This window comes from Rubrobacter marinus (assembly GCF_011492965.1).
GTDB classification, from domain to species: Bacteria; Actinomycetota; Rubrobacteria; order Rubrobacterales; family Rubrobacteraceae; genus Rubrobacter_F; species Rubrobacter_F marinus.
Window position 1 is genome coordinate 1,122,650 of sequence record NZ_CP045121.1, and the last position, 23,532, is coordinate 1,146,181.

At 68.2% G+C, this 23,532-nt stretch carries 41 protein-coding genes and 4 pseudogenes; 38 read left to right on the forward strand and 7 right to left on the reverse strand.

The window, feature by feature from the left end; all coding sequences use genetic code 11:
- The first annotated feature begins 12 nt into the window (after nt 1-12).
- From tuf to truA, 38 genes and pseudogenes are all read left to right on the forward strand, one after another.
- Nucleotides 13-1,211, forward strand: a pseudogene (gene tuf, locus GBA65_RS22835) (elongation factor Tu).
- A gap of 7 nt (nt 1,212-1,218) precedes the next feature.
- Nucleotides 1,219-1,529: pseudogene (rpsJ, locus tag GBA65_RS05770) on the forward strand (30S ribosomal protein S10).
- Nucleotides 1,530-1,733: 204 nt separating this feature from the next.
- Nucleotides 1,734-2,012: pseudogene (locus GBA65_RS05775) on the forward strand (hypothetical protein); the annotation flags it as partial.
- A complete protein-coding gene (locus tag GBA65_RS25050; RefSeq protein ID WP_266096544.1) occupies nt 2,013-2,147 on the forward strand; it encodes a hypothetical protein in 135 nt (44 codons plus the stop codon).
- A gap of 1 nt (nt 2,148) precedes the next feature.
- On the forward strand, nt 2,149-2,793 hold the full coding sequence (gene rplD, locus GBA65_RS05780) for a 50S ribosomal protein L4 (protein ID WP_166395757.1): 645 nt from the start codon (nt 2,149-2,151) through the stop codon (nt 2,791-2,793).
- The gene (rplW, locus tag GBA65_RS05785; protein ID WP_166395758.1) at nt 2,793-3,080 is read left to right on the forward strand and encodes a 50S ribosomal protein L23; all 288 of its coding nucleotides are present in this window, start codon (nt 2,793-2,795) and stop codon (nt 3,078-3,080) included. Before rplD ends, rplW begins: the two co-directional genes overlap by 1 nt.
- 4 nt (nt 3,081-3,084) lie before the next feature.
- On the forward strand, nt 3,085-3,924 hold the full coding sequence (gene rplB, locus GBA65_RS05790; RefSeq protein WP_166395759.1) for a 50S ribosomal protein L2: 840 nt from the start codon (nt 3,085-3,087) through the stop codon (nt 3,922-3,924).
- A 3-nt stretch (nt 3,925-3,927) separates the two neighbouring features.
- A complete protein-coding gene (gene rpsS / locus GBA65_RS05795) occupies nt 3,928-4,209 on the forward strand; it encodes a 30S ribosomal protein S19 (protein WP_166395760.1) in 282 nt (93 codons plus the stop codon).
- A 1-nt stretch (nt 4,210) separates the two neighbouring features.
- Entirely contained in the window at nt 4,211-4,582 is a 372-nt protein-coding gene (rplV, locus tag GBA65_RS05800) for a 50S ribosomal protein L22 (protein WP_166395761.1), read from the forward strand.
- A 1-nt stretch (nt 4,583) separates the two neighbouring features.
- The gene (gene rpsC, locus GBA65_RS05805; protein WP_166395762.1) at nt 4,584-5,249 is read left to right on the forward strand and encodes a 30S ribosomal protein S3; all 666 of its coding nucleotides are present in this window, start codon (nt 4,584-4,586) and stop codon (nt 5,247-5,249) included.
- A 3-nt stretch (nt 5,250-5,252) separates the two neighbouring features.
- On the forward strand, nt 5,253-5,669 hold the full coding sequence (gene rplP / locus GBA65_RS05810; protein ID WP_166395763.1) for a 50S ribosomal protein L16: 417 nt from the start codon (nt 5,253-5,255) through the stop codon (nt 5,667-5,669).
- Nucleotides 5,669-5,866 (forward strand): 50S ribosomal protein L29, encoded by a 198-nt coding sequence (gene rpmC / locus GBA65_RS05815; RefSeq protein ID WP_166395764.1) that lies wholly within the window; start codon nt 5,669-5,671, stop codon nt 5,864-5,866. The genes rplP and rpmC overlap by 1 nt, the downstream gene beginning before the upstream one ends.
- A complete protein-coding gene (rpsQ, locus tag GBA65_RS05820) occupies nt 5,866-6,279 on the forward strand; it encodes a 30S ribosomal protein S17 (RefSeq protein WP_407691044.1) in 414 nt (137 codons plus the stop codon). Before rpmC ends, rpsQ begins: the two co-directional genes overlap by 1 nt.
- Nucleotides 6,279-6,647, forward strand: coding sequence for a 50S ribosomal protein L14 (gene rplN, locus GBA65_RS05825; RefSeq protein WP_166395765.1), 369 nt, complete (start codon nt 6,279-6,281; stop codon nt 6,645-6,647). Before rpsQ ends, rplN begins: the two co-directional genes overlap by 1 nt.
- 3 nt (nt 6,648-6,650) lie before the next feature.
- Nucleotides 6,651-6,962, forward strand: a complete 312-nt coding sequence (gene rplX, locus GBA65_RS05830; RefSeq protein WP_407691045.1) for a 50S ribosomal protein L24 — start codon at nt 6,651-6,653, stop codon at nt 6,960-6,962.
- Complete coding sequence (rplE, locus tag GBA65_RS05835; RefSeq protein WP_166395766.1) at nt 6,962-7,504, forward strand: 50S ribosomal protein L5; 543 nt, start codon at nt 6,962-6,964, stop codon at nt 7,502-7,504. The genes rplX and rplE overlap by 1 nt, the downstream gene beginning before the upstream one ends.
- Nucleotides 7,505-7,516: 12 nt before the next feature.
- On the forward strand, nt 7,517-7,702 hold the full coding sequence (locus GBA65_RS05840) for a type Z 30S ribosomal protein S14 (protein WP_166395767.1): 186 nt from the start codon (nt 7,517-7,519) through the stop codon (nt 7,700-7,702).
- 7 nt (nt 7,703-7,709) lie between these two features.
- A complete protein-coding gene (gene rpsH, locus GBA65_RS05845) occupies nt 7,710-8,108 on the forward strand; it encodes a 30S ribosomal protein S8 (protein ID WP_166395768.1) in 399 nt (132 codons plus the stop codon).
- Between the two features lie 13 nt (nt 8,109-8,121).
- Entirely contained in the window at nt 8,122-8,655 is a 534-nt protein-coding gene (rplF, locus tag GBA65_RS05850) for a 50S ribosomal protein L6 (protein WP_166395769.1), read from the forward strand.
- Between the two features lie 17 nt (nt 8,656-8,672).
- On the forward strand, nt 8,673-9,026 hold the full coding sequence (gene rplR / locus GBA65_RS05855) for a 50S ribosomal protein L18 (RefSeq protein ID WP_166395770.1): 354 nt from the start codon (nt 8,673-8,675) through the stop codon (nt 9,024-9,026).
- A 223-nt stretch (nt 9,027-9,249) separates the two neighbouring features.
- Nucleotides 9,250-9,695 (forward strand): annotated as a pseudogene (gene rpsE / locus GBA65_RS05860) (30S ribosomal protein S5).
- Nucleotides 9,696-9,756: 61 nt separating this feature from the next.
- Nucleotides 9,757-9,876, forward strand: coding sequence for a 50S ribosomal protein L30 (rpmD, locus tag GBA65_RS05865; protein ID WP_407691070.1), 120 nt, complete (start codon nt 9,757-9,759; stop codon nt 9,874-9,876).
- On the forward strand, nt 9,876-10,337 hold the full coding sequence (gene rplO, locus GBA65_RS05870) for a 50S ribosomal protein L15 (RefSeq protein ID WP_166395771.1): 462 nt from the start codon (nt 9,876-9,878) through the stop codon (nt 10,335-10,337). The genes rpmD and rplO overlap by 1 nt, the downstream gene beginning before the upstream one ends.
- 2 nt (nt 10,338-10,339) lie before the next feature.
- Complete coding sequence (gene secY / locus GBA65_RS05875) at nt 10,340-11,620, forward strand: preprotein translocase subunit SecY (RefSeq protein WP_166395772.1); 1,281 nt, start codon at nt 10,340-10,342, stop codon at nt 11,618-11,620.
- Entirely contained in the window at nt 11,617-12,252 is a 636-nt protein-coding gene (locus tag GBA65_RS05880; protein WP_166395773.1) for an adenylate kinase, read from the forward strand. The genes secY and GBA65_RS05880 overlap by 4 nt, the downstream gene beginning before the upstream one ends.
- Nucleotides 12,253-12,257: 5 nt before the next feature.
- A complete protein-coding gene (map, locus tag GBA65_RS05885; protein WP_166395774.1) occupies nt 12,258-13,007 on the forward strand; it encodes a type I methionyl aminopeptidase in 750 nt (249 codons plus the stop codon).
- 89 nt (nt 13,008-13,096) lie between these two features.
- A complete protein-coding gene (infA, locus tag GBA65_RS05890; RefSeq protein ID WP_166395775.1) occupies nt 13,097-13,315 on the forward strand; it encodes a translation initiation factor IF-1 in 219 nt (72 codons plus the stop codon).
- Nucleotides 13,316-13,338: 23 nt separating this feature from the next.
- Nucleotides 13,339-13,455 (forward strand): 50S ribosomal protein L36, encoded by a 117-nt coding sequence (gene rpmJ, locus GBA65_RS05895; protein WP_166395776.1) that lies wholly within the window; start codon nt 13,339-13,341, stop codon nt 13,453-13,455.
- Nucleotide 13,456: 1 nt separating this feature from the next.
- Nucleotides 13,457-13,828 (forward strand): 30S ribosomal protein S13, encoded by a 372-nt coding sequence (gene rpsM, locus GBA65_RS05900; RefSeq protein ID WP_166395777.1) that lies wholly within the window; start codon nt 13,457-13,459, stop codon nt 13,826-13,828.
- Nucleotides 13,829-14,251, forward strand: a complete 423-nt coding sequence (gene rpsK / locus GBA65_RS05905) for a 30S ribosomal protein S11 (RefSeq protein ID WP_166395778.1) — start codon at nt 13,829-13,831, stop codon at nt 14,249-14,251.
- Entirely contained in the window at nt 14,252-14,854 is a 603-nt protein-coding gene (gene rpsD, locus GBA65_RS05910; protein WP_166395779.1) for a 30S ribosomal protein S4, read from the forward strand. It abuts the gene before it with no gap.
- Between the two features lie 62 nt (nt 14,855-14,916).
- The gene (locus GBA65_RS05915; RefSeq protein WP_166398368.1) at nt 14,917-15,864 is read left to right on the forward strand and encodes a DNA-directed RNA polymerase subunit alpha; all 948 of its coding nucleotides are present in this window, start codon (nt 14,917-14,919) and stop codon (nt 15,862-15,864) included.
- Entirely contained in the window at nt 15,851-16,216 is a 366-nt protein-coding gene (rplQ, locus tag GBA65_RS05920; RefSeq protein WP_166395780.1) for a 50S ribosomal protein L17, read from the forward strand. The genes GBA65_RS05915 and rplQ overlap by 14 nt, the downstream gene beginning before the upstream one ends.
- Before the next feature lie 109 nt (nt 16,217-16,325).
- Nucleotides 16,326-17,282 carry an ATP-binding cassette domain-containing protein gene (locus GBA65_RS05925; protein WP_166398369.1) on the forward strand — a complete coding sequence of 319 codons (957 nt, stop codon included), beginning with the start codon at nt 16,326-16,328 and terminating at the stop codon, nt 17,280-17,282.
- Nucleotides 17,234-17,941 carry an energy-coupling factor ABC transporter ATP-binding protein gene (locus GBA65_RS05930; protein WP_266096545.1) on the forward strand — a complete coding sequence of 236 codons (708 nt, stop codon included), beginning with the start codon at nt 17,234-17,236 and terminating at the stop codon, nt 17,939-17,941. Before GBA65_RS05925 ends, GBA65_RS05930 begins: the two co-directional genes overlap by 49 nt.
- 8 nt (nt 17,942-17,949) lie before the next feature.
- Complete coding sequence (locus GBA65_RS25055; protein ID WP_207956180.1) at nt 17,950-18,246, forward strand: CbiQ family ECF transporter T component; 297 nt, start codon at nt 17,950-17,952, stop codon at nt 18,244-18,246.
- Entirely contained in the window at nt 18,227-18,730 is a 504-nt protein-coding gene (locus tag GBA65_RS05935; protein WP_207956181.1) for an energy-coupling factor transporter transmembrane component T, read from the forward strand. The genes GBA65_RS25055 and GBA65_RS05935 overlap by 20 nt, the downstream gene beginning before the upstream one ends.
- Nucleotides 18,727-19,650, forward strand: a complete 924-nt coding sequence (truA, locus tag GBA65_RS05940) for a tRNA pseudouridine(38-40) synthase TruA (protein ID WP_166395781.1) — start codon at nt 18,727-18,729, stop codon at nt 19,648-19,650. The genes GBA65_RS05935 and truA overlap by 4 nt, the downstream gene beginning before the upstream one ends.
- Here truA and GBA65_RS26185 read toward each other — a convergent pair.
- The 7 genes from GBA65_RS26185 to pqqA form a co-directional block, all read right to left on the reverse strand.
- A complete protein-coding gene (locus GBA65_RS26185) occupies nt 19,647-19,829 on the reverse strand; it encodes a hypothetical protein (RefSeq protein ID WP_407691071.1) in 183 nt (60 codons plus the stop codon). The two genes, truA and GBA65_RS26185, sit on opposite strands and share 4 nt — an antisense overlap.
- Nucleotides 19,830-19,864: 35 nt before the next feature.
- Complete coding sequence (locus tag GBA65_RS25060) at nt 19,865-20,188, reverse strand: manganese efflux pump (RefSeq protein ID WP_207956183.1); 324 nt, start codon at nt 20,186-20,188, stop codon at nt 19,865-19,867.
- Nucleotides 20,185-21,315 carry a pyrroloquinoline quinone biosynthesis protein PqqE gene (gene pqqE, locus GBA65_RS05950; protein WP_166395782.1) on the reverse strand — a complete coding sequence of 377 codons (1,131 nt, stop codon included), beginning with the start codon at nt 21,313-21,315 and terminating at the stop codon, nt 20,185-20,187. The genes GBA65_RS25060 and pqqE overlap by 4 nt, the downstream gene beginning before the upstream one ends.
- A complete protein-coding gene (pqqD, locus tag GBA65_RS05955) occupies nt 21,308-21,520 on the reverse strand; it encodes a pyrroloquinoline quinone biosynthesis peptide chaperone PqqD (RefSeq protein ID WP_207956184.1) in 213 nt (70 codons plus the stop codon). Before pqqD ends, pqqE begins: the two co-directional genes overlap by 8 nt.
- Before the next feature lie 169 nt (nt 21,521-21,689).
- Nucleotides 21,690-22,397: a pyrroloquinoline-quinone synthase PqqC gene (gene pqqC, locus GBA65_RS05960; RefSeq protein WP_407691046.1), complete on the reverse strand. Its 708-nt coding sequence runs from the start codon at nt 22,395-22,397 to the stop codon at nt 21,690-21,692.
- Between the two features lie 2 nt (nt 22,398-22,399).
- Nucleotides 22,400-23,293 carry a pyrroloquinoline quinone biosynthesis protein PqqB gene (gene pqqB, locus GBA65_RS05965; RefSeq protein ID WP_166398371.1) on the reverse strand — a complete coding sequence of 298 codons (894 nt, stop codon included), beginning with the start codon at nt 23,291-23,293 and terminating at the stop codon, nt 22,400-22,402.
- A gap of 84 nt (nt 23,294-23,377) precedes the next feature.
- Nucleotides 23,378-23,467, reverse strand: coding sequence for a pyrroloquinoline quinone precursor peptide PqqA (pqqA, locus tag GBA65_RS05970; RefSeq protein ID WP_166395784.1), 90 nt, complete (start codon nt 23,465-23,467; stop codon nt 23,378-23,380).
- Between the last annotated feature and the right edge of the window lie 65 nt (nt 23,468-23,532).

Genomic DNA, 23,532 nt, shown 5'->3' on the forward strand with positions numbered 1-23,532 from the left:
AGGAGCCAGAACATGGCAAAGGGAAGGTTCGAGAGGAACAAGCCGCACCTCAACGTCGGCACCATAGGCCACGTCGACCACGGCAAGACGACGCTGACCGCGGCGATCACCAAGGTCCTCGCAAAGCGCGTCCCCGACGACCCGGCCAACAAGATCGTGGCTTTTGATCAGATCGACAACGCCCCGAGGAGCGCCAGCGCGGCATCACCATCGCCACCTCCCACCAGGAGTACGCGACGCCCAACCGCCACTACGCCCACGTCGACTGCCCCGGCCACGCCGACTACGTCAAGAACATGATCACGGGGGCGGCGCAGATGGACGGGGCGATCCTCGTCGTCAGCGCCGCCGACGGGCCGATGCCGCAGACGCGCGAGCACATCCTGCTGGCCCGCCAGGTGGGCGTCCCCTACATCGTGGTGTTCCTCAACAAGGCCGACATGGTCGACGACCCCGAGCTCCTCGAGCTCGTGGAGATGGAGGTCCGCGAGCTCCTTTCGGAGTACGACTTCCCCGGCGACGACGTGCCGGTGGTGACGGGCTCGGCCCTGCGCGCCCTGGAGGGCGACGAGGGGGAGCAGGGCGAGGGGGCGATCATGGCGCTGATGGAGGCCGTCGACTCCTACGTGCCCGAGCCCGAGCGGGCGGTCGACAGGCCGTTCCTGCTGGCGGTGGAGGACGTCTTCACGATCCAGGGGCGCGGCACGGTGGCCACGGGCCGGGTCGAGGCCGGGGAGATCGCCTTGAACACCGAGGTCGAGGTCGTCGGCATACGCCCCACGCGCAAGACGGTGGTGACGGGGTGGAGATGTTCAACAAGTCGATGGACGCGGCGCAGGCCGGGGACAACATCGGCGCGCTCCTTCGCGGGGTGAAGCGCGAGGACATCGAGCGGGGTCAGGTGCTCGCGAAGCCCGGGACGATCACGCCGCACACCCGCTTCAAGGCCGAGGTGTACGTCTTGAGCAAGGAGGAGGGGGGCCGCCACACGCCGTTCTTCTCCAACTACCGCCCGCAGTTCTACTTCCGCACGACCGACGTGACGGGGAGATCCGCCTCGAAGAAGGAGTCGAGATGGTGATGCCCGGGGACAACACGGTGATGAACGTGGAGCTGATCTCTCCGATCGCGATGGACGAGGGGCTGAACTTCGCGATCCGCGAGGGGGCCGCACGGTCGGAGCGGGCGTCGTCACCGAGATCGTAGAGTAGGCAGACTATGGCCGTATCCAAGATCAGGATAAAGCTGAAAGCCTATGACCACGAGGTCATAGACAAGACGGCGAAATCTATTGTGGAGACGGCGGAGCGGACCGGGGCCTTTGTTTTCGGCCCGTCCCTCTGCCGACGAAGAGGAGCGTCTACACGGTGATCCGCGGTCCCTTCAAGGACAAGGACTCCCGGGAGCACTTCCAGCTCCAGACGCACAAGCGCCTCATAGACATCCAGCAGCCCACCCCAAGGACCGTCGACTCGCTCCAGCGGCTCGACCTCCCGGCGGGCGTCAACATCGAGATTAAGGCTACCTAAGGTTATGGCGACTGCAGTATTCGGGCGCAAGAAGCACATGACCCAGGCCTTCCAGGACGACGGTACGCTCGTGAGCGTGACCGTCATCGAGGTCGAGCCGAACTTCGTCACCGCCGTGCGAACGGCGGATGTCGACGGCTACGACGCGGTCCAGGTCGGTTTCGGGACGGTGCCGACGCGCAAGGTGAACAAGCCCACGCGGGGCTGTTCGAGAAGCACGAGGCCCGCCCGGAGGTACGTCAAGGAGCTCCGCGGCGTCTCCGGCGAGGTGGGCAGCACCATCGGCGCCGACGTCTTCGGCGAGGGCGACAAGGTCCACGTGACCGCCGTCTCCAAGGGGAAGGGCTTCCAGGGACGGTCAAGCGCCACGGCTTCGGCCGTGGGCCGGTCTCGCACGGCTCGCACAACGTCCGGGCCCCGGGCTCGGTCGGCGCTTCGGCGGACCCGTCGAGGATCTTCCCGGGCCAGCGTATGCCGGGGCAGATGGGCAACAGCGGCGTGACGGTCAAGAACCTCCGGGTCGTGGCCGTGGACGCCGAGAACAACGAGCTCTGGGTGCGCGGCGGGGTGCCGGGCGGCAAGGGCTCGGTCGTCAAGATCCGAAAGGCGGGTGAGTAGGGTGGCGAAAGCGAACCTGTTCGACGCCGGTAGCGGTCAGTCTTCGGAGCTGGACCTGACGGGCCCGCTCTTCGAGACGGAGCCCAAGGAGCACGTCATACACCGCGCGGTGGTCGCCGAGCTCGACGCCCGGCGCCGCTTCACGGCCTCGACGAAGGGGCGCAGCGACGTGCAGGGCTCCGGGCGGAAGCTCTACCGCCAGAAGGGGACCGGCCGGGCGCGCGCGGGCGACATCAAGCCGCCGAACCGCGTCGGCGGCGGTACCTGGGGCGGCCCGAAGCCCAAGAGCGGCTACGGGGCGCACAAGAGGATCAACCGCAAGGAGGCCCGGGCGGCGTTTCTCGGCGCCCTCTCCGCGAAGGCTGCTGACGGCGAGCTCTACGTGCTCGACGCTTTAGGCTTCGAGCGGCCCTCCACCAAGGAGGCCCGGGGTATCTTCGAGCGGATGGGGCTTCAGGGCCCGGTCCTCGTCGTCGTGACGGAGGATGACCAGCACGCTGAGCTCTCGTTCCGCAACCTGCCTAGGGTTACGGTCGTGCGGCCCTACGAGTACGGGGTCTACGAGCTTTTGAGGGCGCGCGAGGTCGTGTACTCGCGGTCGGCCTACGAGCGGCTGACGCGCGAGCGTGAGGAGGTCCAGGCTTAATGGATCCGCACCAGGTAATCATCCGTCCGGTCATCTCGGAGAAGAGCTACAACCTCATCGAGACCGAGGGGCAGTACACGTTCCAGGTCGACCGGCGGGCGAACAAGAACCAGATCAAGCAGGCCGTCGAGCAGGCGTTCGACGTGAAGGTCCACAAGGTGAACACGGCGAACATGAAGAGCAAGCCGAAGCGCCAGGGCCTTACCCGCGGTCGCACCGCGAACTGGAAGAAGGCCGTGGTCCGCCTGCAGGCGGGCGAGCGCATAGAGCTGTTCGAGGGGGTCTAGGAGCGTGCCAGCGAGACGCTACAGGCCGACGAGCGCGGGCCGGAGGAACTCTTCGGTCCTCACGCGCGACTCGGTCACGAGGGAGAAGCCGGAGAAGGGCCTCGTAAAGAAGCTCCACAAGACGGGCGGGCGGAACAACAAGGGACGCATCACCACCCGTCACATCGGGGGCGGCCACAAGAGGCGCTACCGGCTCATAGATTTCAAGCGCAACAAGGACGGGGTCCCCGCCACGGTCGCCGCGGTCGAGTACGATCCGAACCGTTCGGCGAACATCGCGCTGCTCCACTACCACGACGGCGAGAAGCGCTACATTCTGGCGCCGCGCAACCTGACGGTCGGGAGCATCGTGATGAGCGGCCCGGACGCCGACGTCGACGTCGGCAACGCGCTGCCGCTGAACCGCATACCGGTCGGTACGGTGATCCACAACGTCGAGCTCGAGCCGGGCCGCGGCGCGCAGATGGCGCGCAGCGCGGGCACGAGCGCTCAGCTTACGGCGCGCGAGGGCGCGTACGTGACGCTGCGGCTCCCCTCCGGTGAGCGGCGCAGGGTCCGTTCGGAGTGCCGGGCGACGGTCGGGGTGGTCGGCAACCAGTCGCACCAGAACGTGCGCTGGGGGAAGGCCGGCCGCAAGCGCCACCTCGGCATCAGGCCGACGGTGCGCGGCACGGTCATGAACCCGGTCGACCACCCGCACGGCGGTGGCGAGGGCAAGTCGACGCCGGGCAGGGCGCCGGTCAGTCCGACGGGCAAGCTCGCCCAGGGCTCGCCCACGCGTAAGAAGCACAAGCCGTCGGACGCGCTGATCGTCCGAAGGCGTCGTAAGGGAAGGAGGCGCTAGTCGATGACGAGATCGTCGAAGAAGGCGCCGTTCGTGGAGGAGCGCTTGATGGAGCGCATCCTCCGCATGAACGAGAACAACGAGCGGCGGATGCTCAAGACGTGGAGCCGGGCGAGCGTCATCTACCCGGAGTTTGTCGGCCACACCGTCGCGGTGCACGACGGGCGCAAGCACGTGCCCGTGTTCTGCACCGAGAGCATGGTCGGCCACAGGCTCGGCGAGTTCGCCCCGACGCGGACGTTCCGGACGCACGTAAAGAGCGACCGGACCGCGAGGAGGCGATAGCGTGAAGGCCGTAGCCAAGTTCGTGAGGATCGCGCCGAGGAAGGCGCGCCTCGTGGCGGACGAGATCCGTGGTAAGAGCTACCCGGAGGCCCGCGCCACCCTCATGTACACCAACAAGCGCGCCGCGGAGATCGTCGGCGGCGTCGTGAACAGCGCCGCCGCCAACGCGGAGCACAACTCGGACGCGAACCCGGACGAGCTCGTGGTTCGGACGGTCAAGATAGACGAGGGTCCGACCATCAAGCGCTACCGTCCGCGCGCGATGGGCCGGGCGACCATGATCCGCAAGCGGACCAGCCACATCACCGTGGAACTGGAAGCCCCGGTGGGCGCTACCGTCACGGTAGACACGCCCGAGGGCGAGGAGGAGTAGTTTGGGTCAGAAAATACATCCCGAGGGCTTCAGGCTCGGTGTCAAGCGCAAGGGCGACAAGGTCGACTTCAAGAGCAGCTGGTACTCCGACCGCGACTTCGCGGACCTGCTCGGCGAGGACCTGAAGGTCCGCGACCACATCGAGAAGAAGCTCAGGCGCGCGGGGATCGCGAACATCACGATCCGCAAGGCCGCCGAGCAGGGCGAGGTCGCCGTGGACATCTACACGGCCCGGCCCGGCATCGTGATCGGCAAGGGCGGCAGCGAGGTCGACGCGCTCCGCAACGAGCTTCAGGACCTGACCCGCAAGAAGGTCCAGGTCAACGTGCGCGAGGTCTCGCGTCCGGAGCTCAACGCGCAGCTCGTCGCCGAGTCCATCGCCGAGCAGCTCGAGGGCAGGGCGGCGTTCCGGAGGACCATGAAGCGGGCGCTCACGAGCGCGATGCGCTCCGGGGCCGAGGGTTGCCGCATTCGGTGCGGCGGGCGTCTCGGCGGCATCGAGATGAGCCGCGAGGAGACCATCTCCGAAGGACGGGTGCCGCTGCACACGCTGGACGCGGACATCGAGTACGGGTTCAAGGAGGCCAAGACCCAGATGGGCCAGATCGGGGTAAAGGTCTGGATCAACCACGGGGTTCACGACGACTTCGCGGATGGGGGCCGTTAAGCCATGCTGGTACCGAAGAAGCTCAAGTACAGGAAGCCCCACCGGGGCAGGATGCGGGGTCTCGCCAAGGGCGGGACGGAGATCGAGTTCGGCGAGTACGGGCTCCAGGCGCTCGAGGCGTCCTGGATCACCAACCGCCAGATCGAGGCCGCCCGTATCGCTATGACCAGGAAGATCAAGCGTGGCGGTAAGGTGTGGATCAACATCTTCCCGCACAAGCCGGTGACCAAGAAGCCGGCCGAGACCCGGATGGGGAGCGGCAAGGGTAGCCCGGAGGGCTACGTCGCCGTGGTCAAGCCGGGGCGCATGATGTTCGAGATGAGCGGGGTGGGGGAGGAGCTCGCTCGCGAGGCGATGATGCTCGCGGCGCAGAAGCTCCCGATAAAGACCCGCTTCGTGGTCCGTGGAGGTGTGCAGTAGTGAAGGTCGCCGAGGTGCGGGAGCTCGGGGTCGAGGAGCTCGAGCGCCGCGTCGCAGAGACGCGGCGGGAGCTCTTCAACCTGCGCTTCCAGCACGCGACGGGGCAGTTGGAGAACACGGGGCAGCTCAGGGAGGTCAAGCGGAACATCGCTCGGCTCCTGACCGTCCTGAACAAGAAGCAGCGGGAGAACGCATAGTGACGGAAGAAAGGGAGAACCAGCAGGAGGGGACGCAGGCGACGGAGCCCGTCGTCAACGACGTCCCCCCCGGGGAGACCGTAGAGGCGGGTCTGGACACCGGCCCGGCCAAGGGCCCGGCGCTGGACCAGGACGAGGGCCCGATACAGGACCCGCAGTCCGAGAGGAACACCCGCAAGGAGCGGGTCGGTCTCGTGGTCGGCGACAAGGCCCAGAAGACCGTGACCGTCTCCGTCGAGACGCTCGTGAGGCACCCCAAGTACAAGAAGCGCGTCAGGAGCTCCAAGAAGTTCATGGTGCACGACGAGGGGAACACCGCGCGCGTCGGGGACACGGTCCGGATCATCGAGACGCGTCCGCTCTCCGCCAAGAAGCGGTGGCGCCTCGCCAACATCATCTCGAGGGCCGAGTAGTGATCCAGAACGAGACCAGGCTAAGGGTCGCCGACAACTCGGGGGCGAGGAGCATCCTCACCATCCGGGTCATGGGCGGCAGCCGGCGGAGGAACGCCGGCATCGGAGACGTGATCGTGGCGACCGTCAAGGAGGCGACTCCGGGCGGCGGCGTCAAGAAGGGCGAGGTCGTCAAGGCGGTCGTCGTGAGGACGAAGAAAGAGACGCGGAGGGACGACGGGTCGTACATCCGGTTCGGCGAGAACGCGGGCGTCATCATCAACAACGACGGCGCGCCGCGCGGGACCCGAATCTTCGGACCGGTCGCCCGCGAGCTCAGGGACAAGGGCTACACGAGGATCATCTCGCTGGCCCCGGAGGTTCTGTAGACCATGGGCTTGAAGATAAGGCGCGGGGACACCGTCATGGTGATCTCCGGCAAGGAGAAGGGCAAGCGCGGCGAGGTCGAGCGGGTCATTCCGAAGAAGAATCGGGTGGTCGTCGGCGGCGTGAACGTCAGGACGCGCCACGCGAGGCCGAGCCAGCAGAACCAGGAAGGGCTCTTCACGTTCGAGGCCCCGATAGACGCCTCGAACGTCATGCTCGTCGACGGCGACGGCAACCCCACGCGGGTCGGCTACCGCTTCGACGAGGCCGGGAAGAAGGTCCGCATCAGCAAGAAGTCCGGGAAGGATATCGACTAGTGGCGAGGATGAAGGACAAGTACCGGGAGGAGGTAGCCCCGGCGCTGAAGGACCGCTTCAACATCGAGAACGTGATGCGGATCCCGAAGATCGAGAAGGTCGTCGTCAACATGGGCGTCGGCGAGGCCGTGGCGAACAGCCGGGCCATGGACGGGGCCATGGAGGACCTCGCCAAGATCACCGGCCAGAAGCCTCAGTTGCGAAGGGCCCGGAAGAGCATCGCCGGGTTCAAGATCCGCGAGGGCATGCCGGTCGGCGCTCGTGTAACGCTGCGCGGCGAGAGGATGTGGGAGTTTCTCGACCGCCTCATCTCGATCGCGCTGCCGCGCGTGAGGGACTTCCGGGGCGTCAGCCCGACGGGCTTCGACGGGCGCGGAAACTACGCGCTCGGCCTCAGGGAGCAGCTGATCTTCCCGGAGATCAACTACGACGAGGTCGACGCGACGCGCGGCCTCGACGTCGCGGTCGTGACGACGGCGGAGACCGACGACGAGGCACGGGAGCTCTTGCGGCTCCTCGGGATGCCTTTCCGGACGAGCTAGGAGCGTAAAGAGATGACCAGGAAAGCGTTGTTGGTCAAGCAGAAGAAGCAGCAGAAGTTCGAGGTGAGGGAGTACAGCCGGTGCCAGCGGTGTGGGCGCTCGCGCGGGTACTACCGCAAGTTCGGGCTGTGCAGGATCTGCTTGAGAGAGCTGGCGCACGAGGGCAAGATCCCGGGCGTCACGAAGGCGAGTTGGTAGGTTAGCGATGAGCGTAAACGATCCTATAGCGGACTTCCTTACCCGCATCCGGAACGCGCATATGGCCCGTCACGACCAGGTCGTGATGCCGCACTCGAAGATGAAGATGGAGGTGGCCCGCATCCTCAAGGAGCAGGGCTACGTCAACGAAGTCTCCGAGAAGGGCGCGGGCGCCGAGAAGAAGCTCGTGGTCGAGCTGAAGTACGGCCCCGACGGGCGGCGCGCGATCACGGGCCTCCGGCGTATGAGCCGGCCGGGCAGGCGTGTGTACCGCAAGCAGACGAACATCCCCCGCGTCCTCGACGGGCTCGGGGTGGCGATCCTCTCGACCTCGCGGGGGATTCTCACCGATCACGAGGCCCGCAGGGCCGGCATCGGTGGCGAAGTCCTCTGCTTCGTCTACTAGGGGGTGATGACTAGTGTCTAGAATCGGCAGGGCGCCGGTAACGGTGCCGAACGGCGTGGAGGTAAACCTCTCGGACCGGGCCATCAACGTGAAGGGGCCGAAGGGCCAGATCGAGGTGCCCGTCGGCCGCGGCGTGACCGTGCGCCAGGAGGACGGCAGCCTGCAGGTCGACCGCCAGTCCGACTCCCCGGATCACCGGGCGATGCACGGGCTGACGCGGAGCCTCCTCCAGAACGCCGTAACGGGCGTGACGGACGGGTTCACCAGGACGCTGCAGATCCAGGGCGTCGGCTACAGGGGTGCGCTGCAGGGGCGCGACATAAACCTGCAGGTCGGCTACTCGCACCCCGTCGTTGTGGCCCCGCGCGAGGGTATAGACTTCGAGATGCCCAACCCGACCACGATCGTGGTGCGCGGCATAGACAAGCAGCGGGTGGGCCAGCAGGCGGCGGAGATCCGCAAGGTCCGTCCGCCGGAGCCCTACAAGGGCAAGGGCATCCGTTACAGCGACGAGCAGGTCCGGCGCAAGGTCGGCAAGGCCGGATAAGGGGAGCGTAAAGAGATATGGCGGTTACGGAGGCCAAGAGGGCCCAGAAGAACAGGCGCCGGGCGAGGATCCGGCGCAAGATCACCGGCACGGCGGAGCGCCCACGGCTCTCCGTCTACCGGTCGAACGTCCACATCTACGCCCAGCTTATCGACGATCTGGACGGGCGTACGCTGGCCGCGGCCGACTCTCGCGAGGTCGAGGGGGCCGAGGACCGCAAGGACGCGGCCCGCAGGGTCGGGGAGCTTATCGCTCGCCGGGCGCTCGATGCGGGGATAGAGATCGCGGTCTTCGACCGCGGCGGGAACAAGTACCACGGCCGCGTCGCGGCGCTCGCTGAGGGCGCTCGCGAGACCGGCCTGAAAGTCTAGGAGGACACCAGTTTTGGGACGACCGAGAAGCGGAGGCCCCGGCGGCAGAGGACCGGGCGGCCCCGGGGGCCCTGGAGGCCCCGGCGGTAGGGGCGGAGGCCCCGGTGGCAGAGGCGGTCAGGGCGGCAGGGGCGGAGGCCCCGGCGGCCGGGGCGGCCAGGGCGGTCGCGACGGCGGTCGCGGCGGCCGTCGCGACCGGGACAACGAGTTTCAGGATCGCGTCGTGGAGATCCGGCGCGTCGCCAAGGTCGTCAAGGGCGGCCGGCGCTTCAACTTCAGCGCCCTGGTAGTGGTAGGCGACGGCAAGGGCCGGGTCGGCGTGGGCCTCGGCAAGGCGAACACCGTTCCGGCGGCGATCGCGAAGGGCCAGGACAAGGCCAAGCGCGAGATGTTCGAGGTGCCGATGCGCAACACGACCATCCCGCACGAGGTCCTGGGCAAGTTCCTGAGCTCGACGGTGATGCTCAAGCCGGCCTCCGAGGGTACCGGCGTCATCGCGGGCGGCGGCGTCCGCGCGGTCCTGGAGCTCGCGGGGTGAGGGACGTCCTCACGAAGGCCCTTGGTTCGACCACCTCGGTCAACCTCGTGAGGGCCACGGTGGACGGCCTCAGGAACCTGCGCTCCAAGGCGACCATCGAGCAGTCCAGAGGGGTAAAGATCACGATATGAGCCCCTGAAGATCACGCAGACGAAGAGCGTCATCGGCTCCATCGAGCCGCACAAGAAGACGATCCGTGCGCTGGGCCTGAAGCGCATCCGGGACTCCCGGGTGCACGGGGACACGCCGCAGATTCGCGGTATGATCCAGAAGGTACAGCACCTGGTCCGCGTCGAGGAGGTGGACGAGTAGTGAGGCTGAACGAGTTGGCTCCGGCCCCGGGCTCGACGAGGGAGCGCAAGCGCCTCGGCAGGGGCAAGGGTACCGGGCAGGGCAAGACGGCCGGCCGCGGCCACAAGGGCGCCGGCGCCCGTTCGGGCTCCTCGGCCTACGCCGCGTACGAGGGCGGGCAGATGCCGCTGCAGCGCCGCCTCCCGCGCCTCAAGGGGATGGCCCGCGGGCCGCACACCCCGGCGCGTCCGACGGTGTACGCGCCGATCAACCTCTCCGAGCTCGCCGAGCTCGAGGGGGATACCTTCGGCGTCGAGGAGCTGAAGGCCGCCGGGCTTCTGAGGAAGAAGGTCGGCCTGGTCAAGATCCTCGGCGACGGCGAGATCGGGCGGGCCATCACGGTCCGGGCGCACGCCTTCTCCGGGACGGCGCAGGAGAAGATAGAGGCCGCCGGCGGGAGCGTCGAGATACTGGAGCGTTAGGGATGCTCAAGGCACTAGGAAACGCGTGGCGCGTCCCGGAGCTCCGCCGTAAGCTGATGTTTACGGCGGCGCTCCTGGTCCTTTACAGGCTCGGGTCCTACGTGCCCCTGCCCGGGGTCAATCGGGAGGCGCTCGAGGGCGGCGTCACGGGCGGCAACGCCGTGACCAGCCTGTTCAACACGTTCAGCGGCGGGGCTTTCAACCAGCTCTCGGTGTTCTCGCTGGGGATCATGCCGTATATCACCGCGTCCATCGTCATGCAGCTCTTGACGGTCGCGGTGCCGCGGTTGCAGGAGCTCGCCAAGGAGGGCGAGACCGGGCAGCAAAAGATCACGCAGTACACCCGGTTCTTCACCCTGGGGCTCGCGATCATCCAGTCCATCGCGATGATGTTCTTCTTCCGAAGCGGGCAGCTTATCCCGGGGGCGCTCTCGGGGGCGTCGCCGATAGACCTGTTCCTCGTGGTCGTCACGCTGACGGCCGGGACGATGCTCATCATGTGGCTCGGCGAGCTCATCACGCAGCGGGGCCTCGGCAACGGCATCTCGCTCATAATCTCGGCGGCGATCCTCTCGCAGGCGCCCGCCGCGGTCCGGGGCCTCTTCGAGAACGGGAGCATCATCACCCTCGTGATCCTCGGCATCCTCGCGGTGCTGATCATCGCGGCGATCGTGTTCGTCAACGAGGGGCAGCGGCGCATCCCGATCACCTACGCCAAGCGCCAGGTGGGGAGGCGGATGAGCCAGGGCGGGACGACGTACCTGCCCCTGAAGGTCAACATGGCCGGGGTCATCCCGATCATCTTCGCCTCCTCGCTCCTGATCTTCCCGACGATCATCACGCAGTTTCTCGGCGGGGGCAACGACTCGGTCCTGGGCCGGGTCGCCGGGTTCTTCGCGCCTGGCGAGGTGCCTTACCTGGTGCTGTTCGCCCTCCTTATCCTGATGTTCACGTACTTCTACACGGCCGTGCAGTTCAACCCGATAGAGCACGCGGACAACCTCAAGAAGAGCGGCGGCTACATCCCGGGGATACGGCCCGGCCAGCCGACGGCGGTGTACCTGAACAACGTGCTCACCAGGATCACGCTCTTCGGCGCGATCTTTCTGGCGACGATCTCGGTCTTGCCGTACATCTTCACGAGCTTCCTCGACCTGGGCAACCAGATCTTCCTCGGCGGCACCTCGATGCTGATCGTGGTCGGCGTCTCGCTCGACACGGTGCGCCAGCTCGAGAGTCAGTTGATGATGAGAAACTACGAAGGGTTCTTGCGCAAACGATGAGGATCATACTTTTTGGCCCCCAGGGGGCAGGCAAGGGGACGCAGGCCTCACGGCTCGCCGAGAAGACCGGCGGCAAGCACATCGCCACCGGCGACCTGGTGCGCGCGGAGATCAAGTCGGGCTCCGAGCTCGGCGAGAAGATCCAGGAGTACAACGACCGCGGCGACCTCGTCCCCGACGAGATCATCGTCGAGATGATGAAGCCGCACCTGGATCAGGCGGACTCCTGGATCCTGGACGGCTTCCCGCGCAACCAGGCCCAGGCCGAGACGCTCGGCGAGGCGCTGGAGGAGATCGACGCGCGCCTCGACAAGGTGGTCGCCCTCGAAGCCCCGGACGACGCCCTGATCGAGCGCCTCTCGGGGCGGCGCCAGAGCGAGGCGACGGGGAAGACCTACCACGTCCAGTACGACCCGCCGCCGGAGAACCCCGACGAGGACCCGGGCCCGTTCATCCAGCGCAAGGACGACACGGAGGAGGCGATCCGCCACAGGCTGGACGTCTACCACGAGCAGACCGAGCCCCTCAAGGACTACTACGAGGGTCAGGGCCTCCTGGTCACGGTCGACGCCACGAAGCCCATCCCCGAGGTGACGGACGAGGTCTTGCGGGCCGTGGGGGAGGGCTCTTAAGGGCCATGATCGTCCGGAAGAGCCGCTCGGAGCTCGAAACGATGCGCGAAGGCGGCCGCATAACGGCCGCCTGCCTCGAGATGCTCCGGCAGAACAGCAGGGCCGGCGCCACCACCAAGGAGCTCGACGCGATGGCCGAGGAGTTCATCTACGAGCGGGGCGGCAAGCCCGAGTTCAAGGGCTACCAGGGCTTCCCCGCCTCCATCTGCGCCTCGCCGAACGCCATGATCGTGCACGGCATCCCCGGCCCGTACCGCTTGAAGGAGGGGGACATAATCTCCCTGGACGTCGGGGTGCGCTACGAGGGGTTCGTCACGGACTCGGCGACGACGGTCGCGGTCGGGCCCATCCCGGAGAAGACGAGGGAGCTCCTCGACGTTACCCGCCAGTGCCTCGCGGCGGCGACGGACGAGATGCGGGTCGGCAAGCGGCTCGGGGACGTGGGGCACGCGATACAGGGCCTCGCCGAGCCGCGGGGGTACGGGGTGATCCGGGACCTCGTCTCGCACGGGGTCGGGCGCAAGATGCACGAGGACCCGCAGATCCCGAACTACGGCCAGCCCGGCACCGGCCCGAGGCTCCAGCCCGGGATGACGTTCGCGATAGAGCCGATGATCACGCTCGGCGACTACGACATCCGCATCAGCGAGTGGGACGGCTGGTCCATCTACACCGCCGACGACTCGCTGGCCGCCCACTTCGAGCACACGATAGCCGTCACCGAGGCCGGGCCCTGGGTCTTGACGGAGGAGTGAGGCTGGGAGAAAGACGGGCGGCGTGGTAGTATAATCGTTTGGTTTCGGTCATCTTGTAACAATGAAACGAGAAGAGGCGAGGGAGGTCCTTGGCTAAAGAAGACGTCATAGAGGTGGAGGGCACGATCACCGAGGCGCTGCCCAACACGCAGTTTCGGGTGGAGCTCGACAACGGTCACAACGTGCTCGCGCACATCTCGGGCAAGATGCGGATGAACTACATCCGGATCCTGCCGGGCGACAAGGTCAAGGTGGAGCTGAGCCCTTACGACCTCGACCGGGGTCGCATAACCTACAGGTTCAGGTAGCAGAAGGTAAAAGGAGAGGTTTCTTGAAGGTACGGGCGAGCGTGAAGCCCTTGTGCGATCGGTGCAAGGTCATAAGACGGCGCGGGGTGTTGCGCGTTATATGCAGCGCCAACCCTCGCCACAAGCAGAGGCAGGGTTAGCATGGCGCGTATAGCTGGCGTGGACCTTCCCAGGGAGAAGCGGGTCGAGGTCGGGCTGACCTACGTCTTCGGGATCGGCCGCTCCACGGCCAAGAAGATCGTCGCGGACACCGGGATCGACCCGAACACGAAGGTCCGGGATCTCGCCGAGGGTGAGGTCGCGCAGATCAGGCAGTACGTGGACGCGAACGTCGAGGTCGAGGGCGACCTCAGGCGCGAGAACAACCAGAACATTCGGCGGCTCATAGACATCGGCTCTTACCGGGGCATCCGGCATCGCCGCGGGCTCCCGGTGCGCGGGCAGCGGACGAAGACCAACGCCCGTTCGCGCAAGGGTCCGAAGCCGTCCATAGGCGGGAGGAAGAAGAAGTAGATGGGTAGGGGTAGGCAGCAGCGCCCGCAGGGCAGGACCCGCGGGGCGAGCCGGACGCGGCGCAAGGTCCGCAAGAACATCTCGACCGGCGTCGTGCACATCAAGAGCTCGTTCAACAACACCATCGTGAGCGTCTCCGACCAGGAGGGGAACGTCATAGCCTGGGAGTCCGCGGGCGCCCTCGGCTTCAGGGGGAGCCGTAAGAGCACCCCGTACGCGGCCCAGATGACGGCCGAGAGCGTGGCGAACAAGGCGATGGACCAGGGCATGCGCCGCGTGGACATCGAGGTCAAGGGTCACGGCTCGGGCCGCGACATGGCGGCCAGGACGTTCCAGAGCATGGGCATCGAGGTCCTCTCCATAAAGGACGTCACCGGCCAGCCGCACAACGGCTGCAGGCCCCCGAAGCGGAGGAGGGGCTAGATGGCTCGGTACACGGGGCCCAAGGGGAGGCGCGACCGCCGGGCGGGCGTGATGCTCTCCAACATGCGCAAGAACCCCATCGAGAAGAAGCCGTACCCCCCGGGCGAGCACGGCCGGGGCAGGCAGCGCCAGACGGAGTACGGGCTGCGCCTCCTCGAGAAGCAGAAGGCCCGCTGGTACTACGGCGTCTCCGAGAAGCAGTTCCGCAAGGCGTACGATCGGGCGACTCGGATGCAGGGCGTCACCGGCGAGAACCTCCTGAGGCTCATGGAGCTCCGGATGGACAACGTCGTGTTCCGCATGGGGTTCGCGACCAGCCGCCAGCAGGCGCGCCAGATCGTGGTGCACGGGCACTTCCTCCTCAACGGCCACAAGCACAACATCCCGTCGGCGATCCTGAAGCCGGGGGACGTTATCACGGTCAAGGAGAAGAGCCGGAGGCTGGAGCCGATACAGAACGCGGTCGAGCAGGTCGTCGCGGTTCCGCCGTGGCTCGAGGCCGACCACGACAACTTCACGGGCAGGCTCCTGCACACGCCGGGGCGCGACGAGATCGACACCCCCGTCGAGGAGCAGCTCATCATCGAGTTCTACAGCCGCTAGGCGGAGCTTAAAGCCCGGCGCTTGGGAGAACCTTTCAATTACAGCAGGTGGTTAGTTTGACGATGCTAGACATAGCGCCACCCCGTTTCAGGGTGGAAGAAGAGAGCGAGCGGCGCGGGCTGTTCGTGGCGGAGCCGCTCCCGCGCGGCCTCGGGCACACGCTGGGCAACGCCCTGAGGCGCGTGATGCTCGCCGGGCTCGAGGGCTCGGCGGCGACGAAGATCCGGATCGAGGGCGTCAGCCACGAGTTCTCGACGATCGACGGCGTCAAGGAAGACGTCGTGGACATCGTGCTCAACGTGAAGGGCCTGAAGTTCAAGCTCGAGCGCGACGAGCCGATAGAGCTCGAGATCGTGAAGCGGGGGCCCGCCGAGGTCACGGCGGCGGACATCGACCTCAAGGCCGACGTCGAGGTCGTGGACCCGGATCACTACATCGCGAGCGTCTCCGAGGGCGGCAACCTCGAGATGCGGCTCACGGTCGAGAGGGGCCAGGGCTACCGCAGGGCCGAGGCGAACAAGTCGGACGCCGACCCGATCGGGGTCATGGCCGTCGACTCCCTGTTCTCGCCCGTCCAGAGGGTGAACTACAGCGTCTCCGAGACGCGCGCGGGCGCGCGGACCGACCTCGACTCGTTGCAGATAGAGGTCTTCACCGACGGGCGCATCGCCCCTCGCGAGGCCCTGCAGGAGGCGGCCAGGCAGCTCACCGACATCCTCGGGCTCTTCACCGACGGCTACAACGGCGGCCGGACCCAGGCGGCGAGCCGCATGGACCGCCCGGTCATCACGGACGAGCGGCCGGTCGAGGACCTGGAGCTCACGGTGCGCTCCTACAATTGCCTCAAGCGCGAGGGCGTCGACACCATCGGGCAGCTCGCGACGATGACCGAGGAAGAGCTGATGAACATCCGCAACCTCGGGATGAAGAGCGTCGACGAGATCCGGTCGAAGCTCATGGAGTACGGTTACGAGCTGGAGAGCGAGGGGATCGGCGATGAGGCACGCTAAGCGCGGACGCAAGCTGAACCGCGAGGCCGCCCACCGGCGGTCGATGCTGGGCACGATGGCCGGGCAGGTCATCACGCACGGCAGGATCAAGACGACCGCCCCCAAGGCCAAGGAGGTCCGGAGCGTCGTCGACAAGCTGATCACGATCGCCAAGAAGGACGACCTGGCCGCCCGCCGGCAGGCCGTGAAGGTCCTGAAGGACAAGACGGTCGTGCGCCGTCTCTTTGAGGACGTCGCCCCCGATCTCGACGACCGCGACTCGGGCTACACCCGCATCCTCAGGCTCGGCCCGCGCCTCGGCGACGGCGCCGAAGCGGTCTACCTGGAGCTCGTCAACCACACGGTGGAGTAGCCGGTAGCCGCAGAAACACACGCAGCACCCGACGAAGGGGCCCGCCACGGCGGGCCCTTCGCCGTCTCTTGCCGAAAGGTCTCTTTCTCCTACCCCGGCGCGGACCCCGCTGAGGGCGAGCGGGCGCTTACGGGGTGAGCTTCGGGTCGGGCGGGGCGAGTACGTCGGCGTCGTCGGCCCCAACGGCGGCGGGAAGTCTACCCTGGTTCGCCTCTTGAACGGGCTCCTCGTCGCCGACGAGGGTCGGGTGCGGGTGGCGGGCCTGGACCCGGCCGTCGAGCCGTTCGAGGTACGCAAGAGGCTCGGCATGCTCTTTCAGAACCCGGAGAACGGCCTCGTCGCGCCGTTCGTGGAGGACGACGTGGCGTTCGGGCTGGAGAACCTCGGGGTGGCGCGCGAGGAGATGCGGGCGCGGGTCGCGGAGGCCATCCGGGCGGTGGGGCTGAAAGGCTACGAGCGGCGCGAGCCGCACACCCTCTCCGGGGGGGAGAAGCAGCGCGTCGCGCTCGCGGGGGTCCTCGCGGGGGAGCCGGAGATCCTGGTCCTCGACGAGCCGACCTCCATGCTGGACGGGGAGGGTCGCCGGGAGGTGCTGGAGCGCGTCCACGCCCTGCGCGGGACCCGGACTATCCTGCACGTGACGCACCACCTCGAGGAGATCCTGGACGCCGACCGCGTCCTCGTCGTGAACGCGGGGCGTCTCGTCGCGGACGTCTCTCCCCGCCGCCTCCTCTCGGACGCGGAGCTTCTAAGGGAGAACCGGCTGGTCTTGCCGACGGTCCTGCGGCTGGGCGCCGGTCTGGGCATGGCGGGTCCGGGGGCGAGCTGCCCCGGACCCGGAGGAGCTCGCGCGTGCTGTGGAGGAGCGCATCGAGGCGCGGCAGCGGCGGGAGGGGGCGAGGGCGCGGTGAGGGTAGAGCTGAGGGAGGTCGGGCACGTCTACGCCCCGGGACGGCCCTGGAGGTGGTGGCGCTCCGGGGCGTGTCGCTCTCCGTCGAGCTCGGAGAGGTGCTCGCGGTGGTCGGCGGGACGGGCTCCGGGAAGAGCACGATGGTGCAGCACCTGAACCTGCTGCTGGAGCCGACGAGCGGGGAGGTCCTGGTCGACGGGGTCGACGCCCGGGGTGGAGCAGGAGCGAGCTCCGGCGGCGGGTCGGGCTCGTGTTCCAGTTTCCGGAGGCCGCGCTCTTCGCCCGACCGTGCGGGAGGACGTGGCCTTCGCCCGCGCAGGATGGGCCTGGGCGAGGGGGAGGTGCGCGAGAGGGTGGACGGCGTCCTGGAGAGGCTCGGCATCGGGCACCTGGGGGAGAGGGTGCCGCACTCGCTCTCGGGCGGGGAGAAGCGGCGGGCGGCGATCTCGGGCGTGCTCGCGATGGGACCCGAGGTCCTCGTCCTCGACGAGCCCACGGCGGGGCTCGACCCGGCCACCCGGGAGGAGTTGCTCGGCGTGATCCGGGCGCTGCGCGGGGACGGCAAGACGGTCGTCCTCGTCTCCCACGACCTCGACGAGGTCGCCGAGGTCGCGGACAGGGTGTGCGTCATGAGGGACGGCAGGATCGAGCGGGTGGGGACGCCCGGGGAGGTCTTCTACGCCGGCGCCGCGGCGGGGCCGGTCCCCGCCACGGTGCGCGTGGCGGCGCCTCTGCGCGAGGGGCATCCGGAGATAAACAAGCCCGTCTCCTTCGAGGAGACGCTCGCGGCGCTCAAGGCCACGCTGGGGCAGTAGGACCCTAGGTGCGCAAGCTCGGGCAGTTCTACCCCGTCGGGTCCCCGATGCACGATCTGGACCCGCGCGCCAAGGTCCTGGCGGTCGCGGTCCTCGCCGTCGGGCTGTTCCTCGTCGGCTCGCTCGCCGGCTTCCTCGTCGTGGGCGCGGCCCTGGCCGCGTGCGTCGCGGCGAGCCGGGTGCCGCCCCCCGTCTTCTACGGCTTCCTGCGGCCGGTCCTGCCGATCGTGGTCGCCACGGCGCTCTTTCAGGCGCTGTTCTCGCGGGAGGGGAGGTTCTGTTCGCGTGGGGGTTCGTGGAGGTGAGGGACGGGGGCTCAGGCTCGCGGCGTCTCTGGTGGCGAGGATACTCCTCCTCGTCGGCGCGGCCGGCCTCCTGACCGCGACGACCTCGCCGCTCGCGCTGTCCGACGGCGTCGAGGACCTGCTCTCGCCGCTCAAGAAGCTGCGTCTCCCCGTGCACGAGGTGGCGATGATGATGTCCATAGCGCTCCGCTTCGTCCCGACGCTGGCGGAGGAGGCGGACAGGATCAGGAAAGCCCAGGCCGCGCGCGGCGCCGACTTCTCCGAGGGGGGGCTCTGGAGGCGCGCGCGGGCGATGCTGCCGGTGCTCGTCCCGCTCACGATCGGCGCTTTCCGCCGCGCCGACGAGCTCGCCGAGGCGATGGAGAGCCGGGGATATCGCGGCGGCGAGGGCCGGACCCGCTACCGCGAGCTCCATTTCGGCCCGCGCGACGGGCTCGCCCCGGTCGTGGCCGTCCTCGTCGTCGCCGTTGCGGTCTCGCTGTGAGGTACGCGGGCCTCGTGGAGTACGACGGGACGGACTTCGCCGGGTGGGCCGCCCAGCCTGGCCGCCGCACCGTCGAGGAGACGCTCGTCGGCGCCCTGCGGACCATCCTGCGCCAACCCGTCAAGCTGACCGTCGCGGGGCGCACGGACGCGGGCGTGCACGCCTCGGGTCAGGTCGTCTCCTTCGCGGCGGAGACGGACCTTTTGCCCTCCTCCGTCGCCTACAGGGCCACGGCCGTGCTCCCGCCCGACGTGGCCCTCAGGCGCTGCGCGACCGTTGACGACGGCTTCGACGCCCGCAGGGACGCCACGAGCCGCAGCTACGAGTACCGCGTCGTCGACGACCCCATCCGTTCGCCGCTGGAGCGCCGGAGGGCGGTGCACGCCGTCCGGTCCCCGGACCCCGAGCTGCTCCGGGAGGCCGCGGCGCTGGTCCGGGGGACGCACGATTTTCGGGCCTTCACCCCGTCCAAGAGCCACCACGTTCGCTTCACCCGGGCCGTCGAGGAGTCGGGGTGGGAGGAGCGGGACGGTCTGCTCGTCTACCGCATCAGCGCGAACTCGTTTCTTTACGGGATGGTCCGCGCCCTCGTGGGCACGATGCTGGAGGTGGGGCAGGGGAGGCGCGAGCTCGCCGGGTTCGCCGAGCTTCTGGAGGGCCGCGAGCGGGGCGACGCCGGACCCGCCGCCCCCGCCCGCGGCCTCACGCTGGTGCGTGTGGGATACGAAAATCCGGTCTTCGGAGGAGCGGCCCGTGAGGCAGAACCTGCCCGGCCGCCCCGGCGTAGACGTCGGGGCGGCCGGGAGACGCTTCGCGGGACGAGACGCGCTCCGACGCGCAGCGAAGGAACGCCCCCTCAGAGAGGGGGCGAAGGGTCGTCCTACCGTGGGAGACGTCTGCCCAGGGGCGTTGGGGGCTAGCTCCTAGTATCCCAGTACCAGCACGACCGCCATGATCGAGAGCCCCAGGCCGCTGAGGAGGTCTGCGCGGAGGGGTATGAAGCGGGCGACGAAGCCCCGAGTTGCAGGCCGGCGAACGTCGTCAGGGCCGTCATGGCACCGAAGACCGCCGCCGTGAACACCGGGGGGTAGCCGAGCATCCCGAGACCGGTGCCCGCGAGCAGGTTATCCAGGCTCAGGGAGAGGGGATACCCAGGAGCACCCAACGCTCGTCCAGCTCCTCCGGCGCCTCGCTCTGCAGGCTCCGAACCACGAGGTACAGGCCGAACACGAGCAGCACGATCGGCCCCACGAGGTCCGCCCACTCGCCGATCTCCTCCCCGAAGTAGCGCCCGATCAGCAGCCCCACCAGGGGCGAGAAGCCGTCCCACAGCCCGAACACCAGCGCTATCTTGAGCGCGCGCCGCAAGCTGAGCCCGAAGGCCCCGAGCGCGACCGCCAACCGGGCGTTGTCCAGGCTGAGGACGAGACCGAGGAAGAGCAGCGATACGACGGTCATGGCACCCTCCTCGAATACTCCAAACCGGTCGGTGAGTCGCTGCTTTTCCTCGTACGCACACGGGGGATAAGGTCCGCTACACCCGGCTCCGGGCCCTCGTTGGCGGCCCGTACCGCATCGGCCACGAGATCGTGGTCGGGCGAGAGGTGACAGACCGGATCGGTGCGGGCCGCGTCGCCGGTGAGCTGAAACGCCTGGCAGCGGCAGCCGCCGAAGTCGATCTCGCGGCGGTCGCAGCTCCGGCAGGGGTCGGGCATCCAGTCCGTCCCCCGGAAGCGGTTGAAGAGGGGCGACTCGTCCCAGATCCACTCCAGCGAGCTCTCGCGCACGCTGGCCCGGGGGAGCTCCAGGGTGTGCGCCGCGGGGCAGGGCAGGACGCCCCCGTTGGGCGTCACCGTAAGCTGCCGCTGGCCCCAGCCGTCCATGCACGGCTTGGGATAGAGGCTGTAGTAATCGGGGATGACGTAGATAATCTCCATCTTCCCCTCCAGGCGCTCGCGCGCGGCGCGTACCACCGCCTCGGCCTTACCGAGCTGAGCCCTGCTGGGCATCAGGGCCTCGCGGTTGCGCCAGGCCCAGCCGTAGTACTGGGTATTGGCGAGCTCGATCCGATCGGCGCCCAACTCCTCGGCCAGATCGAGGAGGCCGCCTACCCTGTCGATGTTGTGGCGGTGGATGACCACGTTCAGGGTGAGCGGCCAGTCCATCTCCTTGACCATGCGGGCCGCCGCGACCTTGTGTTCGTAGGAGGTGGTGCCGGCTATGCGGTCGGAGAGGGCCGGCTCGTCGGCCTGGATGCTTATCTGCACGTGGTCGAGGCCGGCGGCCCTTAGCCCCTCGGCCCGCTGGGGCGAGAGGCCCAGAGAGCTCGTGATGAGGTTGGTGTACAGGCCCAGGCCACGGGCGCTCGCCACGATCTCTTCGAGGTCGCGGCGCCCGAGCGGCTCGCCGCCCGAGAGGTGAAGCTGCAGGACGCCCAGGGCCCGCGCCTCGGCCAGCACCCTCTGCCACTCGGCCGTGGTCAGCTCCTCGCGGTAGTCCGCGAGGTTGAGCGGGTTGGAGCAGTACGGGCAGTGGAGCGGACAGCCGTAGGTGAGCTCGGCCAGCATGCCGTACGGCCTATTCACCGCCAAGCTCCACCCATCGCTTGGCGGCGAGCCGGGAAAGGAAGTCCCGCACCTCGTCGCCGACCACGCGGTCGTAGCGTCTGCCTAGCTCCTCCACGATCCCGTCGACCGTGCGCTCCCCGTCGCACAGGCCGAGGATGATCGCCCCTGTCTGGTTCAGGACCAGCACCCCCTCCGGGGCCAGCAGCACGTGCTGTTCGCGCACGGGGTCCCACTCCAGTCGGACCTGTCGTGCCAGATGGGGCCGATTCGTCGATCGTACCGCGATGCTCATGTCGCCACCTCCTGTGCCGTCGTGCGCCCCGCGTCCGCCAGGCGTGGCGCGGCCGAGCGGCAAGCCTGACGCTCGAGGCACGACGATCCGGTTGATGTGGTCAATGGTCTCCCTGCGGGGTGCTGCTCGGATAGGCCCTGTCGATGGCGTCCAGCATGCTCCACAGCACGTCGCTCTTGAAGGACAGGGCCGCCACGGCCCGCGCCTGCTCGTCCGGTGTCCGGCAGTGCTCCATCACCACCTCCAGGGCGTGCTCCGAGTCGCGCGGGGCCTGCGTAAGGCGGGAGCGGAAGTAGGCCAGCCCGGCGGGGTCGATCCAGGTGTAGAAGCGCTCGAACGCCCTCAGGCGCTCGGCCATGAGATCCGGCGCGAACAGCTCCGTCAGCGAGGAGGCCACCGCCTCGACCCACGGGCGGGTGCGGGCGAAGTTGACGTAGGCGTCGACGGCGAAGCGCGTCCCGGGCACGACGTGCCGCTCGTCCCACATCTCCTCCCGCGTCAGCCCCGCGGCCTCGCCCAGGCGCAGCCACGCCTCGATGCCCCCCTCGCTGTCCGCCGTTCCGTCGTGGTCGTGGATGCGCCGGATCCAGCGCCGGCGCACCTCGCGATCGGGGCAGTTGGCGAGGATGGCGGCGTCCTTGCGCGGGATGTTCTCCTGGTAGTAGAAACGGTTGGCTACCCAGCCCTGAATCTGCGGGCGGCTCAAGCGCCCCTCGTTCATCATCTCGTGGAACGGATGCCGGCTGTGATAGCGCTGCGACTGAGCGCGCAGGGCTCCGATGAAGCTCTCGGTGTCGGATACCACCAACTTCAGATCTCCAGTTCTAGACCGTCCGCGGCCACTTCCATCCCATGCTCCTCGACGATGCGCCGCTCGGGCGCGTCCTCGAGCAGGATGGGGTTGGTGTTGTTGATGTGGATGTAGATCTTGCGCTCGATGGGGAGCGGGGCCAACTGCTTCAAGCTACCGTCGGCGCCGCTGATCGGCAGGTGTCCCATGTCGCGCGACGTCTTGCCGGCGATGCCGAGCCGGATCAGCTCGTCGTCTTGCCAGCAGGTCCCGTCGAAGAGCAGGCATGAACAGCCTTCCAGCTGATCGCGCACCGATGCCGTCAACCTTTGCGCGCCCGGTACGTACACCAGGGCCCGGCCGGTGCGCCCGTCCGTGATCCGGTACCCCACCACGCTCTCTTCCCCCTCCCCGGTCCCGAAACGCGCCTGCTTGTCCGTGGGGACGTGGAAGGCCTGGTAGGAAAGACCATCCGCCAGCGGCACCTCTACCCCCGTGGCGACCGGCCGCCACTCGACGCGAGCGTAGGCGCCGAGAATCCGGAGCACCGACGTGCCCCCGCAGAGGGTCTCGTGGACTGCCGCGGTGGCGTGTACCTCGACGTCGCCAGCTTCTCGCAGCAAGAGCAGCCCTAGAGTGTGATCCAACTCCGCGTCGGTGAGCAGCATGGCCTGCACCGGAGAATCCCTCACTCCCCGCGGGTGCAAGGCCGGGAAGGACTCGATCTGGGCGCGGATGTCGGGCGAGGCGTTGAGCAGAAACCACCGCCGGTAGTCGGCGCTCACCGCGACCGACGACTGGGTGCGCGGACGGCAGGGCCGCGAGCCGTCGCGCGCGGCACGACACTGAGGGCAGGAGCAGTTCCACTGCGGAAACCCTCCCCCCGCCGCCGCTCCGAGCACGCGCACCCACACACCCATCCTCCATCCGTCTTATCTCCCCACGGCAAGACGCAAATAGTAAGGGCGCCGGACCGTTCGGCCCGGCGCCCAGTCGGTCTACTCCGAGAAGACGTACGCAGTCACCTCAGCGCTGGTCCCGATCTCCTCGAACTCGGGGGTTTCCCACTCCATGGCTATTACCTCCATGGCTATCACCTCCTCTCACTGGACTCTGACGTTCGACCCATCGTGGCACGCTGGGTGGCGTGCGC

Excerpts from the sequence above, each read along its gene's own strand:
- GBA65_RS25060 (WP_207956183.1), bottom strand. The coding sequence starts at position 20,188 with ATGACCGTCGTATCGCTGCTCTTCCTCGGTCTCGTCCTCAGCCTGGAC.
- rpsM (WP_166395777.1), top strand. The coding sequence starts at position 13,457 with ATGGCGCGTATAGCTGGCGTGGACCTTCCCAGGGAGAAGCGGGTCGAG.
- rplW (WP_166395758.1), top strand. The coding sequence starts at position 2,793 with ATGGATCCGCACCAGGTAATCATCCGTCCGGTCATCTCGGAGAAGAGC.
- GBA65_RS05840 (WP_166395767.1), top strand. The coding sequence starts at position 7,517 with ATGACCAGGAAAGCGTTGTTGGTCAAGCAGAAGAAGCAGCAGAAGTTC.
- GBA65_RS25050 (WP_266096544.1), top strand. The coding sequence starts at position 2,013 with ATGGGCAACAGCGGCGTGACGGTCAAGAACCTCCGGGTCGTGGCCGTG.
- map (WP_166395774.1), top strand. The coding sequence starts at position 12,258 with ATGATCGTCCGGAAGAGCCGCTCGGAGCTCGAAACGATGCGCGAAGGC.
- pqqA (WP_166395784.1), bottom strand. The coding sequence starts at position 23,467 with ATGGAGGTAATAGCCATGGAGTGGGAAACCCCCGAGTTCGAGGAGATC.
- rplP (WP_166395763.1), top strand. The coding sequence starts at position 5,253 with ATGCTGGTACCGAAGAAGCTCAAGTACAGGAAGCCCCACCGGGGCAGG.
- GBA65_RS05880 (WP_166395773.1), top strand. The coding sequence starts at position 11,617 with ATGAGGATCATACTTTTTGGCCCCCAGGGGGCAGGCAAGGGGACGCAG.
- rplX (WP_407691045.1), top strand. The coding sequence starts at position 6,651 with ATGGGCTTGAAGATAAGGCGCGGGGACACCGTCATGGTGATCTCCGGC.
- rplR (WP_166395770.1), top strand. The coding sequence starts at position 8,673 with ATGGCGGTTACGGAGGCCAAGAGGGCCCAGAAGAACAGGCGCCGGGCG.
- rpsK (WP_166395778.1), top strand. The coding sequence starts at position 13,829 with ATGGGTAGGGGTAGGCAGCAGCGCCCGCAGGGCAGGACCCGCGGGGCG.
- GBA65_RS26185 (WP_407691071.1), bottom strand. The coding sequence starts at position 19,829 with ATGCTCGGCTACCCCCCGGTGTTCACGGCGGCGGTCTTCGGTGCCATG.
- secY (WP_166395772.1), top strand. The coding sequence starts at position 10,340 with ATGCTCAAGGCACTAGGAAACGCGTGGCGCGTCCCGGAGCTCCGCCGT.
- rpsS (WP_166395760.1), top strand. The coding sequence starts at position 3,928 with ATGACGAGATCGTCGAAGAAGGCGCCGTTCGTGGAGGAGCGCTTGATG.
- rpsD (WP_166395779.1), top strand. The coding sequence starts at position 14,252 with ATGGCTCGGTACACGGGGCCCAAGGGGAGGCGCGACCGCCGGGCGGGC.
- GBA65_RS05915 (WP_166398368.1), top strand. The coding sequence starts at position 14,917 with ATGCTAGACATAGCGCCACCCCGTTTCAGGGTGGAAGAAGAGAGCGAG.
- rpsH (WP_166395768.1), top strand. The coding sequence starts at position 7,710 with ATGAGCGTAAACGATCCTATAGCGGACTTCCTTACCCGCATCCGGAAC.
- rplQ (WP_166395780.1), top strand. The coding sequence starts at position 15,851 with ATGAGGCACGCTAAGCGCGGACGCAAGCTGAACCGCGAGGCCGCCCAC.